The organism is Paenibacillus sonchi (genome assembly GCF_016772475.1).
Lineage (GTDB): Bacteria > Bacillota > Bacilli > Paenibacillales > Paenibacillaceae > Paenibacillus_AQ > Paenibacillus_AQ sonchi.
Genome location: NZ_CP068595.1, coordinates 1,067,531 through 1,081,454, shown reverse-complemented (window position 1 = coordinate 1,081,454; position 13,924 = coordinate 1,067,531). Strand labels below are relative to the sequence as shown.

Genomic DNA, 13,924 nt, shown 5'->3' with positions numbered 1-13,924 from the left:
CAATCTCTGATATTAGCCCAGTTCCTTTCGCATACGTTTTTTCATTAGACAGCAAATACACCCCGGGAAGGCGCTGAAGTGCACCCCTTAGAATAGACATTGGAATAAACCCCTGGTTTATCCGATGAATTCTAGGGGGTGCATTTTTTATGCCAGCGATTAAAGGAAAGAAGTCTAAAACGTATTCTTATGAAACAAAGCTGGAGGCAATACGTCTTCATATGGTCGAAGGTTGGACCTATCGTAAAATTATGGAGAAGTTCGAAATTACAGACAGACATCGGTTGAAAACATGGATGAGGAAATACCGGGAACTGGGAGAGTTCGGACTTGTGGACCAGCGAGGACGGCGAGAACAATATGTCGATCAAGAAAGACAGGTCAAATGGCTCAAACAGGAGAACGAAATGCTAAAAAAGTGCTTGGAAATCTGGATGCAGGAGATGAAACAGAGCGGTATGTAACAATTGAGAGAGCCTCAAGTGAATATCCGGTTCGTCATTTGTGCAAAGTGTTTGGGGTCTCCAGAAGCGGATATTACGCCTTTCTAAAGCGCAAAGCATTCGATCGGGACCGAGAAGATAGAGAACTTGTGAAGAAGGTTTACGAGCACTACAACGGAGTTTACGGATACCGACAGATCCAGTTATTCTTGCTGCAGGATCATGGAGTCTGGATGAATCATAAGAAGGTGCTACGGCTCATGCAGGTACTTGGAATCCGGTCACGAATAAGGCGAAAACATCGCTGTAATTACGCATCTTCGGACGGAGGGCGAGTCGCTAAAAACCTACTGAAGCGAGATTTCAAGGCGGATGCTCCTAACCAAAAATGGGTTACCGATGTGACTCAATACCGGGTGGGAGAATCGTGGCTCTATCTTTCTGCGGTGAAAGATTTGTTTAACAATGAAATTGTAGCCTACCACATGAGTCAGAAAAATGACAATCCACTGGTTCTACAGACCTTTGAGAAAGCCTTGAACAAGACAAAAGACGTGACCGGACTGATCGTTCACAGCGACCAGGGATTCCAATACACGTCTCATGCATACCATGACATGCTGCCAAAGGTTGGCGCCCGAATCAGCATGTCCCGCCGAGGAAATTGTTATGACAATGCCTCCATGGAGAGCTTCTTCTCGCATCTCAAAACGGAAGGGCTCTACCCTTATGATATCCGAAATCTGGACGAGGCACAAAGACGAATTGAAGCCTATATTCAATTTTACAACCAGTATCGACCGCAACGAAGACTAAATAAGCTGCCTCCGGTGGAGTACCGGAAGCAGCTTACAGCCTAGGGTCTTTTTTCAGTGTCTACAAAATAGGGGCTTGACCAGCGCCGAACAGGTGCCTTTCCGGGGTTTTACTTTTAGCCAATCAAGGGGCATAGGCGGCTGGTGCCTGAACGAAATCCAATAAAAGTGGAATTTTACCCAATGATCGGTTCCTTATGCCTGCGGACCATCGGTTCTATAATTATGTATGCGGTTACACGAAACCGAGGAATCAATATAAAGGGGAGGCAAAGTATGAAAAGTATGAAACGTGTTTTAGTAGGGATCTCTACTATGCTTGTGATGACAACTGCTCTTACAGCGTGCGGCGGAAACTCGAATTCTAAATCTAACTCATCCAGTCCAAGCGAAGCTCCAGCAGCTTCGGCTAGTGCATCAGCGGCACCAGCCAAGGGAGATGGCTCGAAGGTCACCATCAATCTCTGGAGCTTCACGGACGAGATTCCGAACATGGGCAAAAAGTATCTGGAAACTCATCCTGACGCAAATGTGGAATTTAAAACTACGGTGATTGCAACCACAGATGGCGCGTATCAGCCTGCTCTTGACCAGGCCCTGGCCGCTGGCGGGAAGGATGCTCCGGATATTTTTGCGGCTGAAGCGGCGTTCGTCCTCAAATATACACAAGGCGATGCATCCGGCTATGCTGCTAACTATGCGGACCTGGGCCTTGACGATCAGATGGTTAAGGATGCAGGGATTGCCCAATACTCGGTCGACATCGGCAGCAAAGACGGCCAACTGAAAGGACTCGGCTACCAGGCGACCGGCGGAGCCTTTATCTATCGCCGCTCGATTGCCAAGGATGTTTTTGGATCGGATGATCCGGCCACCATCAAGAATGAAGTTGGACCTGGCTGGGAGAAGTTCTACGAAGCGGCTGCGAAGCTAAAAGCCAAAGGGTATGGCATCGTTTCCGGAGACGGCGATATTTGGCACGCGATTGAGAACAGCTCTGAGAAAGGCTGGATTGTCGACGGCAAGCTGCATATCGATCCGAAGCGTGAAGAGTTCCTTGATCTCTCCAAGAAGCTGAAGGATAACGGTTATCACAACGATACGACGGACTGGACGGAAGCATGGTACGCAGATATGTCCGGCTCCGGGGCCCAACCGGTCTTCGGTTTCTTCGGTCCCGCTTGGCTCATTAACTATACGATGAGCGGACAAGTAAAAGACACGAGTGGCGACTGGGCAGTTACCGAGCCGCCGACAGGCTTCTTCTGGGGAGGCACCTGGCTGCTTGCCAACAAAGACGTTACCAAGGACGATGCCAAGAAACAGGCGGTTGCAGACTTTATCAAGTGGGTGACGCTCGATACCTCCGAAACCGGGCTCCAATATTACTGGGCTAACGGAACGATGAAAGAGGGCGAGCAAGGCACGAAGGACAGTGTGGCATCCTCTGTCGTCATGGCGAAGTCCAACGGCGAAGTTCCGCTGCTCGGCGGACAGAACATGTTCGATGTGTTCGTTCCGGCCAACGCTAACGCTTCAGGCAAGAACTTAACCCAGTACGACGAAACGATTAACAAGCTATGGCGCGAGCAAGTACGCGAATATACTGCGGGCAACAAAGACCGCGCTAAAGCGATTGAAACCTTCAAGCAGCAGGTCAAAGACCAGCTTGGTATCGATAGCGAATAAGAAAGAATCGAAGGGACGGGAGTTATCCCGTCCCTTCATATAACTAAAGGGGTGAGAGCATGCGCCGCAAAGGTGTGAACTACTCAAAATTCGGCTATATCTTCACGTTGCCGTTTGTTTTGGCATTTCTGATCTTCTCGTTATATCCCATTTTGTACACCGCAGTCATCGGGTTCACCAATATGCAGGGGCTGATACCCAAACCGGTTCATATTTTGGATAACCCGTTTCAGAATTTCAAAGATCTCCTCTTTGATAACGTCTCATTCCGGAAGTCTCTAATCAACACCGGGTTGCTCTGGATCGTCAATTTCATTCCTCAGATCGTTCTCGCGCTTTTACTCACTGCCTGGTTCACGAACAAGCGCCTCAACATAAAGGGACAAGGTGCGTTCAAGGTTCTGCTCTATATGCCGAATATTATCACAGCAGGTACAATCGCCGTGCTTTTCAGCAGTTTGTTTGCTTATCCGATGGGTCCCGTAAACAGTATTTTTGAGATGCTGGGATGGTCCGACGCTCCGATTTTCTTCCTTCAGGATAAAACAACAGCGCGGGGCATTGTGGCGTTCATCCAGTTCTGGATGTGGTACGGCAACACCATGATCATTCTTGTCGCAGGCGTTATGGGCATAAATCCCGCGCTCTTCGAGTCTGCGGCGATTGACGGCGCCAACGGATTTCAGACCTTTTTCCGTATTACGCTGCCGAGCCTCCGTACCATCTTGCTATTTACGCTGATTACATCGATGATCGGTGGTTTGACTATGTTCGATATTCCGCAGCTGTTTCTTGCAGGCGGACCGGACGACTCCACGCTTACCACGTCCATGTTCATCTATGGGCAAGCGTTCAAGGGAAGCTATATGTACAACCGCGCTGCAGCCGCAAGCATGATCATGTTCGTCATTGCGGCCATATTGTCTGGATTAGTGTTCTATCTAATGCGTGACCGCGACGCGGGGAGAATAAAAAAAGCGGAAAAGAATTATAAAAAATCTGCCAAAGCAGCAGCCGTGAGGGAGGTATAGCAGATGGACCACAATCATAAAAACGGAACCGTTACCCGAAAGCTAAACAAGTCGATTATCTATATCGTCTGCATCTTTTTGGCGGTGCTGAGTATCCTCCCTTTTTGGATCATGTTTGTAAATGCTACCCGCTCTACAGCGGAAATCCAAAGCGGTCTGTCACTGCTTCCTTCGACCCATATGATGAGCAACCTGCGGGTGCTGCTCGATAAGAGCTTCGACCCTATACAAGGGTTCCTGAATTCGTTTACTATCTCCAGTTCAGCAACCATCTTAACCGTTTACTTCTCGTCCTTGGCGGCCTATGGGCTTGTGACTTATGACTGGAAGCTGCGCAAGCCATTCTTTACCTTTATCTTATGTGTGATGATGATTCCTTCTCAGGCAAGTGCCATCGGATTCTATCAGTTCATGTATAAAATACATTGGACAAACAGCTTTCTTCCCCTGATTCTGCCTGCGATAGCAGCCCCGGCGGTGGTGTTCTTCATGCGCCAATACCTGCTCGCAACGCTGTCGATAGAGATCGTAGAAGCAGCGCGCGTAGACGGGTCCGGCGAATTCAAAACCTTTAACCGGATCATCCTGCCGCTGATGATGCCGGCTGTGGCGACGCAAGCCATCTTTGCCTTTGTGGCCAATTGGAATAACTTGTTTATGCCGCTGATTTTGCTGACACAGAAGGAAAAGTATACCATGCCGGTCATGGTGAGCTTACTGCGCGGCGATATTTATAAGACGGAGTTTGGCTCGATCTATATGGGGCTGGCCTTGACGGCTTTACCGCTGTTTGTGGTGTACTTCCTGTTATCCCGCTACATTATCGCAGGCGTAGCGCTCGGAGGCGTCAAAGAATAACCCCTTTCCGGGCAATTAAGTCTAATGGCGGCCAATTTTAATCATTTGGTCACCCGTTTAAGGATGTCTTGAAGCTAATGCTTCGGAGACATCCTTATTTGTGTTTCTGTGTAAACTCATGACTCTAAATGTTTATTTTGCACTGACTGGCCCAGGCAGCTTAAGCGTAAAAGCCGACCCCACCCCCGGCTCGCTGCTGACCTCAATCCTTCCTCCGCTTAAGCTGATAATGCGGGCAACCAAAGGCAGGCCGAGGCCGTTGCCTTCGGCAGAGCGGGCGGGGTCGCCCTGGTAGAATTTCTCGAAAATATGCTTGCGGACCTTCGGGGTCATTCCTATTCCTGTATCGGAGATGACCGCCGTAATCCAAGGGGTGCCGGGCCGGAGAGAAACCGAGATTTCTCCGCCTTCCGGCGTGAATTTGATCGCATTGCCAAGCACATTGAGCCATACCTGCATCATCAGCTCTTCATTCCCGTAATAGTGAAGCTCGTCCAGATCAATGTTAAGGTTCAACTGCTTAGGCCCCCAAGCCGATTCCAGCAATAACAATGCCTGCCGGAGCTGCTCATCCAGGCGGTATTCTGTTTGTTCTGTGAGCAGTTCCTGGTTTTCGAGCTTGGATATTTTGAGGATATTGCCGGATAGGGCGGACAACTGCCTGGCGCTGTCTATAATCATTCCGGTGTATTCGTCATGCTCTTTTTTACTGAGATTATCTTCCTGCAAAAGGGTGGCATACCCCTCGATCGCCGCAATGGGTGTCTTGAACTCGTGAGACACATTGACCACGAAATCATTACGGAGCGTCTCGATGCTGCGCAGCTCCTGAACCATAATATTGAAGTGGTGAGCGGCCTCGCTGATTTCGCCCACCCGGTGCGATTCATCCAAATGAATCTCGAAGTTGCCTTTGGAGACTTCCTTGGCCGCCTTGATCAGATCCGCGATGGGAGCCAGTATTTTCCGGCCTACGGTCACAGTGATCGTCGTCCCGATGACGAGGCTGAATAATATAATGGTCAGGACCGGCGGGAAAGGATTTCTATGCTGCATGGCATCGTTGCCCAGACGGATATATAGATAAGCCAAGATCGCCATGACTAAGAGGAAGGACACAACAATTACAAACACCAACGATACAAAATGCCACCACAAGCCTCTGTTTTTAGGGGGGCTTATCCTCATCCCAGCTTCACCGCCTTATAGCCGAGTCCTCTTACGGTGACAATTTCAAAGTCAGTGCTCTCCCTGAAACGCTCGCGCAAGCGGTTAATATGGACTACCACCGTATGCTCGTCAGATTCCGTATCCATTCCCCATATTTCATCCATCAGCTGCTGTTTGGTAAAGATTTTATTCGGATAGGAGATTAGTTTATAGAGTAAATAAAATTCCTTCTGCGGAAGAAGGATGCTCTCCTGTCCCTGGATAACGGTTAAAGCGTCATAATCCAGTACGGTTGCTCCCCACTCAATCCGGCGTTCGCTGATAATTTTGGCACGCCGCAGCAGTGCCCCCACACGCAGAAGCATTTCATTCACATTGATCGGCTTCACCATATAATCGTCGATCCCAACGAGAAATCCCTGTTGTTTGTCGGCAAAGGTCTCCCGTGCAGTCACCATAAGAACCGGAAGATTATTGTTATTGTCTCTGAGTGTCCGCGTCAGCTCGTAGCCATCCATGAGCGGCATCATAATATCGCAGATGATCAAATCGATGTATTCCTTATCCAGTACCGTGAGTGCATCCTCGCCGTTAACTGCCGGGATTGCCCGGTATCCATTTTTGGTCAGGACTGTACAGAAGAGCTGCCGTAATTTGCTGTCATCCTCAACTACAAGAATATTAAACATGAGGTTTCCTCCCGGGATGCTTCATAGGGTTCAGTATATAGATGGCTTAAGTATACATCATGAACATCAAGTGAATCTCAACTGCGAAGTTGAGGTTTAGTTTATATTTAGCGCTTATACTGGGGCCAGCAAGACAAGAACAGAGAAAGAATAGAGAGAGCAAAGAGTACAGGGATAGAAAAAGGAGACTGGATAAGATGCTGCAATTAAAAAACATCACGAAAAGCTATAAGACCGGAGATTTCACGCAGGTTGCACTGGATAAGGTGAATCTGAATTTCAGGGAAAGTGAATTTGTTGCGATTTTGGGCCAAAGCGGATCGGGCAAAACCACACTGCTGAATATTATCGGCGGGCTGGATCAGTATGACAGCGGAGAGCTGGTTATCAACGGGCAGTCAACAGAGCACTTCAAAGACGGTGATTGGGATGCGTACCGCAATAATAGTGTTGGCTTTATTTTTCAAAGCTATAATCTGATTTCGCACCTGAGCATCACGGATAATGTGGAGATGGGGATGACGCTCAGCGGGGTAACCGCAGCCGAGAAGCACCGCAAGGCGCTTGAAGCCCTGGAGAAGGTCGGACTCAAGGAGCATGTCCACAAAAAGCCGAACCAGCTCTCCGGCGGACAGATGCAGCGGGTAGCGATTGCCCGCGCCCTGGCCAACAATCCGGATATTATTCTCGCGGATGAGCCGACGGGGGCGCTGGATACGGAAACCAGCGAGCAGATCATGGAGCTGATCAAAACCATAGCGGAGGATAAGCTGGTCATCATGGTTACGCATAATCCGGAGCTGGCTGAGAGTTATGCGGACCGTGTCATTCGTTTTTCGGACGGTCATGCGGTTTCGGACAGCAACCCGCTGGCGAATCAGAAGACCTCAAGCTCTTATAAGCTGAAGGAAACCAGCATGAGCTTTTTTACCGCCCTGAAATTATCCGGGAAAAATATCGCGACCAAGAAGTGGCGGACGGGCCTGACTGCTTTTGCCTCAAGTATCGGAATCATTGGCATTGCCTTGATCCTGTCCTTGTCGAATGGATTCGATAAGCAGATTAACACCTATGAAACGGGGGCGCTCTCCAACTTCCCGATCCAGATTTCTCAGACGCCAATAAATGTAGAACTGGGACCGCCAGCCGGCAAAGATTCTGAGCTTCCCCCGTACCCCAAAGAGAAAAAGCTATACCCCTATGATCCCAGCGAGAATTCATCACAGCATACAAATGTGCTCACCAAAGAATATATCGGGTATTTGAATCAGATTGACCCGGAGCTTATTGATGGTATTTCCTATACCCGCACCGTGAATATGAATGTACTGGTTTCGGATGGGGATAAGGCGGCTGTTCTGGACAAAAGCAATATCAGCTTCACCGCATATCCCAGCAAACAGGGGAGTGAGGCGGGGAGCTATCTGGAGCAATATTATGATGTGCTGGAAGGAACATTCCCTGCCAAGCCGACGGATGTTGTACTCATTGTGGATGAATACAACCGCCTGACCGATGCTGCGGTTCATGCCCTGGGGCTGGATTATACAGCGGACAGTATCGGTCTTGGAGATCTTATTGGTAAACAACTGAAGCTTGTTATGAACAATGACTATTACCGTAAAAACGGCGGGCAGTTTACTGTAAACGGAACAGCTGCGAATGTAATGGACCTCTATAATAACCCCAAAGCAGTAACTCTGAACATCGTTGGGGTATTGCGGGGCCAGGAAGGTTCAAGCATATCTACGCTGTCTCCGGGCATTGCCTATTCGGATGAGCTTGCCGCTTCGTTTATAGCAGATGCACAGAAATCGGAAATTGTTCTGGCGCAGGAAAAAGCAGATTTCAATGTGCTGACCGGCCAGGCATTGTCTGATGGTGTCACAGGCGGCGGGGCAGGAGCCAGCCCAGGGCCGATAGGGAGAATGAGTTCTGCGGGAAGCTTAGTACCGGGCGCTGCTTCCTTAACTAAAGAGGATGTGCTGGCGTCTCTGGGGGCAACGGACATCCCTAACTCGGTTTCGCTGTACCCGATTGATTTCAGCGCCAAGGAATCGGTCACGGCTTATCTGGATAAATGGAATGAAGGACGTGATACCAAGGATCAGGTGAAATATACCGATTTGGCCGCTATCGTTACCAATATATCCGGCGGTATTATGGACGGGATTACGATGGTGCTTGTTGCTTTTGCGGCGATTTCCCTGGTGGTGTCGCTGATCATGATCGGGATCATCACCTATATCTCCGTCATGGAACGGACGAAGGAGATTGGAGTCCTGCGCGCGCTGGGTGCCCGCAAGAAGGATATCACACGGGTATTCAATGCCGAGACCTTTATTATCGGAGCCTGCTCAGGCCTCCTGGGAATAGGTATTACCTACCTGCTGACGATTCCGGTAAATGCCATACTCTATAATCTGACTGAGCTGTCGAATGTCGCCCAGCTGAATCCGCTGCATGCGCTAATTCTGGGTGTGATCAGCGTGGGGCTTACAATGATCGGCGGATTCATTCCGGCCAAGATGGCCGCGAAGAAGGATCCGGTTACTGCCTTGCGCAGTGAGTGACGGCTATAGCGGCGAAGCTGTGAACTAACTACAGACGCCGGAGCCCTAGAATGAATGCAATTCTAGGGCTCCGGCAATTTTTTTGTGAAGAAGCGCTGAGGAGAAGAGGAGTATGGAGGCGCCCGCTATGCGGAAAGAGAGTCTTCTCCAGCCTCCGCTCTCGCCTATCGCATCCGGACGTAATGATCCTTGGACGGATCGAGCAGCTTAAGCTCCTTGGCCTGAACGATTGCTTTGGTGCGCCGGTTGACTTTTAGTTTGGCAAAGATGTTTTTGACATGCACCTTTACTGTGCCTATGGCGATAATCAGTTGATCGGCAATTTCCTTATTCGATAATCCTGCCGCCAGTAAGGCGAGGACCTCAAGCTCACGATCTGTGAGCGGCTCTTCCATTATAGGGGACAATAGCGGGGGTTCTTCGATTAGCCCCGGCTCCGGGAGGGATGGCTCAGCCGAGTTTTGCAGCATGCACATCAATATTCCGTTTGAAGCCATAGCCTGAAGAACAGCCATCCGCTCGTACGCGAACACACCGCTTGCCAGCCTGTTTTCGAGATAAAGAATCCCGAGCATATTACTATGAACGGTTACCGGTATGCAGAGCGCGGACCCGGGGCGATGCTTCGCAATATACGGGTTATGAATAAGCCAGCTGTCCTCGTCCCCGGAATAATGGACATCCTCCTGCGTACGAAAAACATATCTGATAATGCCCTCAGGCAAGAGAGAGCTGTCATTCAACTCTAATGGTGTGGGGGCAACCTGCGCTTCAGAATCAGCATATACCTGTATATAGAGTCCATCATTACTGCCCATCAGCAGAGCACCCTTGCTGGCACCGGCGTACTTCATTATGGTATTCATGATCTCTGCAAGCACCGTATCGATGTCCATCTGATTGGTTATCGCCTGGGTGGTTTTGAGGATCGCCGCAAGATCAAAGTTTTCAAAGGCATTTGGCATATTACGAGAGGCGGATGTTTCTGCCGCTTGCCGTGCTTTGTCAGGCTCTGCCGGGCTCTGCAGGCTTTCGGATGCTGTATCGGCATCCTCATCCCGCTGCCAGCGCCGCATAAGCTTTTCTAACTGCGCGAGCTTCACTTGTACGCCCCACCCGGTATATGCCTCCAGGGCCAATTGCAAATAAAATACAGCCGTTTTTTTATTACCGCGACTCCAGTAGTGGCTGGCGGCAAGCTCGCCCGATAGGCTGGTCACCTGTATATCATCTTGCTCCCTGGCTTCACGAATGGCTTTGTCATACAATTCTTCAGCTCTCATGAATTCGCCGGAAGCACGGGCAAATTCGGCTTGAAGGAGCTCGTATCTGGGCCGGTAATTATCCGGGCTCCATGCCGCCCATTTTTGGAAACGGTCGAGATGGCTTAGGAGACGCTTCCTGGTATGAGCCCCGGCCTCTTTCCATGGCTGTGCAGAACCGGCCAATATGGCGAGCGACTCATAGAAAAGGCATTCCGGCAAATGCGGCAAATGTGTCGCGTAGTCTTTATAGGATTCCGCCCGCCGCGCCCATTGAATGGCATCCTCATAATTACCGAGCAAGTAACAAAGCTGGGTTTTATAAGTGTTGTATTGAAATAAGGTGGTGGCTGAGGTCTCCTCAGTCTGAATCCGGCAGAGAAACTCTTCCTCCTCAATACCAGCGCTGCTGAAGGAGTCTGGCGCAGCCGTCCTCCCTTGAAGGGCAAGAATAAATTGTTGATACAGATAGAAGTTTTGCTTCACGAACCCGTCATTTGTAGTATCAAGGACCGCCATATATTCGGCTATGGTTCTTGCAAATTCACTTAACGGTGCTCTGGTATAGAGCGAATTAACATGCGCACCAATTGCATAGCTGGCAAACACATAGTCTCCCGATTCCAGGCCAAAGCGAAGCGCCTTGGTCAGGTATCCCTCACCTTCGAGTGCATTTCCGGCAAATTGGCAGAGTACTCCGCCGAACATAGTATAGGTTTTGCTTTTAACTGAAGTGATATTATAACGCTCTGAAAGCTCCATGCCGACCTTGCCAAGGGCGTAGCCCTTATCGAATTTGCCCCATGCACTTCCCAAAAGCATGCCATAAGCTGAATAAACTGCTGCGGAAACAGGGGTATTTCCATATTTAATGGATAATTGAATAGCTCTGCACATCAGAAGGAAATAGATCTTTTTATTCGTGAAGAAGGTGGAGGGAATAATCGCAAGAATGAGATTCATTGCAGCTATCCGGTTATGATCGGACATTTCCTCCAAATCAGCGAGCTTATCGTACCGGTTGCGTAGAAGAACCTCAATTCGCATCGCTTCTATCATCAGTACGAATTTTCCCGGATCGGGCGGAATGATGATATGATGCTCCCGCAGGCTTTCGAGACCGAGTGCAGTGCCCTCCAAATATTTGCCTTGATTAATATACTGCATAATCCGGATCATTTGAACTCTGCTCCGCTCCGCCGGATTGCGCGCAGACCTGAGCAGGGAATCGATTTGCCGGTCAGACTCCTTGAGATTTCCACATAAATATTCACATTCTGCTTGCTCCGCATGCAGTTCGAAGCAGAGCCCGAAGGTTTTGTTCCAGGCTTCTTCGGACAGCAGTTCTACCCCTTTTCTGAAATAAACCAGCGCAACATCGTAGGCGGAAGCAGCCTTGGCACGATTGCCCGCGTCAAGATTTAATTGTACGAGTCTAAGGTTCTCCGCTTCATCCATGTTTTTACCGGAGCCTTTGTTCAAATGGTTGACCACATCAAACAAGTCCTCTTCATCCCCGGCAGCCTGCAAGGTTGTGCCTATTCGGATATGAATGGCCTGCTTCGTCTCATCCTCCATCTGACTGTAAATCAGTTTCTGGATATTATCGTGGGCAAAACGGAACTTATCTGTATCATATGGCAAAATCATGCCTTCGGCTTCAATCACGGCCCATTCCGCATTGACCTCCCCGGTCTTCTGCTTAGCAACGCGGGCTATCAAATCCGGGTGGAAGGTGCTTCCCGCGCAAGCCGCAATTTGGAGCAGCTCCTGCGCAGCGCTTGAGAGACGCCGCAGCCTGTGCTCCATCAAATCATTGATGGCATAGCTCGGTTCCTGCCCGATAATCTGTCCTAAATTCCATTGCCAGCATTGACTCCCATGGTTATATTCCAGGATACCGTCGTCTTGAAGGTGCAGCAATATTTGCTTGAAATGAAACGGGTTGCCGCCTGATTCAGGATACAACAGCTCCGTAAAGGATAGTGCAGTATCCTTCCCGCTATTGAGCGTCTCCATTACAATATGGTTCATTTGCTCAAGATTAAGCGGTGACAGATGAATATGGCGGATAACTGCCTGGTCGGTAACGCTCCCGTCCAACTCGTATCCTGGCAGCTTGCTGCAGTCTGTTTCGTTAGGGCGATAGGCGCAGATGAACATCAAATATTGGCATTCCGGGTCGCACAGCAGCGCATGAATTAACTGCATCGATGAAGAATCCGCCCACTGCAAGTCATCGATAAACAGGACGAGGGGATGTTCTTTGGAGGCCAGAGCTTGTACAAATTTGCGGAAAACATAGATGAACCGTTTCTTTGATTCATTGGCCGGAAGCTCCTCCGCAGGCGGCATTGAGCCGAGGATCAGCTCCACTTCAGGGATAATCGCAGAAATTACGTTAGCGCTTGCCCCAAGTGTTCCCTGCAGCTTTTGTCTCCATAGCTTGGACTGTTCCTCGCGTTCTCCCAGCAAATGCCTCATCAATCCACGAAAGGCTTGGATAATCGGATGATAGGGGCTTTCTTTAGATATTTGCTCGAACTTTCCGGCGACATAGAAAAAATTACGGGTATGCTGCTGTTTGCGGAAAACCTCGTCCATGAGGCTCGTTTTGCCGATTCCGGCTTCCCCCGAAACGTAGACCATCTCTGTTGATCCGAAGCAAGCAGAATAGAAGGCTTGGGTCAGCATGGAAATCTCATATTCTCTTCCGTGAAACCCCGGTTCCATGAAAATAGTTTCTTGGGAACGTCCAATTTTGTCCAAGTCTGCCAGTAAAAAACCGACATTCTGGTAGCGGTTGTCCGGATTTTTGTCGAGCAGCCTCATTACAACAGCCTCCAAGCCGTCAGGTAAATGTGACTGTTTCTGTGCAAGTGGAGGAGGGGCTTGTGCCAGGTGCATATACACCCATTCCAGAGGATCTTCGGTAAGAAAGGGCAGATGTCCGGCCAATAATTCGTAGAAAATAACGCCGATAGAATATAGATCACTTCGCTCATCTACTGTCCGCAGCATTCTGCCTGTGTTCTCAGGTGAACAATAGGGTAAACCCGTGTCAGACATACTATAGCCAGCCGTAGGGACGTAACCGTTATCTGAGCGATGCAGCGCATAACCTGAATCTATTAAATAAGCCTCTTGGCCAATGGAACGAACCCCGATCCGCTCCGGCCGCAAATCGAGATGAAGGGTCTGTAGCTGGTGAAGCTGCAGGACACCTGCCGTGATAGACCTGGCAAGGGGGAGAAACACCTCCGGTTTCACGCAGGGCTGTCCCTTCATGAATTCTCTTAGCGTTATATCTGCGTCATGCTGCAGGTTAAAACCAGAATCAGCATTTTCGGATAGTGAGCTTCTGATAACACTGTGGATTTGTTGATTTACTTTC

9 protein-coding genes are annotated in these 13,924 nt (G+C 49.4%); 6 read left to right on the top strand and 3 right to left on the bottom strand.

The features are described from left to right. Nucleotides 1–149: 149 nt before the first annotated feature. The 5 genes from JI735_RS04885 (at nt 150) to JI735_RS04865 (ending at nt 4,836) form a co-directional block, all read left to right on the top strand. Entirely contained in the window at nt 150–464 is a 315-nt protein-coding gene (locus tag JI735_RS04885) for a helix-turn-helix domain-containing protein (RefSeq protein WP_039832618.1), read from the top strand. Next, nucleotides 386–1,303: an IS3 family transposase gene (locus tag JI735_RS04880; protein ID WP_233476258.1), complete on the top strand. Its 918-nt coding sequence runs from the start codon at nt 386–388 to the stop codon at nt 1,301–1,303. The genes JI735_RS04885 and JI735_RS04880 overlap by 79 nt, the downstream gene beginning before the upstream one ends. Before the next feature lie 231 nt (nt 1,304–1,534). Beyond that, nucleotides 1,535–2,947, top strand: coding sequence for an ABC transporter substrate-binding protein (locus JI735_RS04875; RefSeq protein WP_039838385.1), 1,413 nt, complete (start codon nt 1,535–1,537; stop codon nt 2,945–2,947). A gap of 59 nt (nt 2,948–3,006) precedes the next feature. Further along, nucleotides 3,007–3,978 (top strand): carbohydrate ABC transporter permease, encoded by a 972-nt coding sequence (locus tag JI735_RS04870; protein ID WP_039838386.1) that lies wholly within the window; start codon nt 3,007–3,009, stop codon nt 3,976–3,978. 3 nt (nt 3,979–3,981) lie between these two features. Beyond that, the gene (locus tag JI735_RS04865) at nt 3,982–4,836 is read left to right on the top strand and encodes a carbohydrate ABC transporter permease (RefSeq protein WP_039838387.1); all 855 of its coding nucleotides are present in this window, start codon (nt 3,982–3,984) and stop codon (nt 4,834–4,836) included. Nucleotides 4,837–4,968: 132 nt separating this feature from the next. Here JI735_RS04865 and JI735_RS04860 read toward each other — a convergent pair whose 3' ends face one another. Both JI735_RS04860 and JI735_RS04855 read right to left on the bottom strand, forming a co-directional pair. Continuing rightward, on the bottom strand, nt 4,969–6,024 hold the full coding sequence (locus JI735_RS04860; protein WP_039838388.1) for a HAMP domain-containing sensor histidine kinase: 1,056 nt from the start codon (nt 6,022–6,024) through the stop codon (nt 4,969–4,971). Next, nucleotides 6,021–6,695, bottom strand: coding sequence for a response regulator transcription factor (locus JI735_RS04855; RefSeq protein WP_039838389.1), 675 nt, complete (start codon nt 6,693–6,695; stop codon nt 6,021–6,023). The genes JI735_RS04860 and JI735_RS04855 overlap by 4 nt, the downstream gene beginning before the upstream one ends. 197 nt (nt 6,696–6,892) lie before the next feature. Here JI735_RS04855 and JI735_RS04850 point away from each other — a divergent pair, with 197 nt between their 5' ends. Next, complete coding sequence (locus JI735_RS04850) at nt 6,893–9,268, top strand: ABC transporter ATP-binding protein/permease (RefSeq protein ID WP_039838390.1); 2,376 nt, start codon at nt 6,893–6,895, stop codon at nt 9,266–9,268. 164 nt (nt 9,269–9,432) lie between these two features. Here the strand turns inward: JI735_RS04850 and JI735_RS04845 are convergent, their stop codons facing one another. Beyond that, nucleotides 9,433–13,818: a helix-turn-helix transcriptional regulator gene (locus tag JI735_RS04845; RefSeq protein ID WP_233476257.1), complete on the bottom strand. Its 4,386-nt coding sequence runs from the start codon at nt 13,816–13,818 to the stop codon at nt 9,433–9,435. Nucleotides 13,819–13,924 lie beyond the last annotated feature (106 nt).

Bases quoted from the DNA above. Each gene is read 5' to 3' on its own strand.
- JI735_RS04855 (WP_039838389.1), bottom strand. From the start codon at position 6,695: ATGTTTAATATTCTTGTAGTTGAGGATGACAGCAAATTACGGCAGCTC.
- JI735_RS04880 (WP_233476258.1), top strand. From the start codon at position 386: ATGGCTCAAACAGGAGAACGAAATGCTAAAAAAGTGCTTGGAAATCTG.
- JI735_RS04845 (WP_233476257.1), bottom strand. From the start codon at position 13,818: ATGAAGGGACAGCCCTGCGTGAAACCGGAGGTGTTTCTCCCCCTTGCC.
- JI735_RS04865 (WP_039838387.1), top strand. From the start codon at position 3,982: ATGGACCACAATCATAAAAACGGAACCGTTACCCGAAAGCTAAACAAG.
- JI735_RS04850 (WP_039838390.1), top strand. From the start codon at position 6,893: ATGCTGCAATTAAAAAACATCACGAAAAGCTATAAGACCGGAGATTTC.
- JI735_RS04860 (WP_039838388.1), bottom strand. From the start codon at position 6,024: ATGAGGATAAGCCCCCCTAAAAACAGAGGCTTGTGGTGGCATTTTGTA.
- JI735_RS04870 (WP_039838386.1), top strand. From the start codon at position 3,007: ATGCGCCGCAAAGGTGTGAACTACTCAAAATTCGGCTATATCTTCACG.
- JI735_RS04885 (WP_039832618.1), top strand. From the start codon at position 150: ATGCCAGCGATTAAAGGAAAGAAGTCTAAAACGTATTCTTATGAAACA.
- JI735_RS04875 (WP_039838385.1), top strand. From the start codon at position 1,535: ATGAAAAGTATGAAACGTGTTTTAGTAGGGATCTCTACTATGCTTGTG.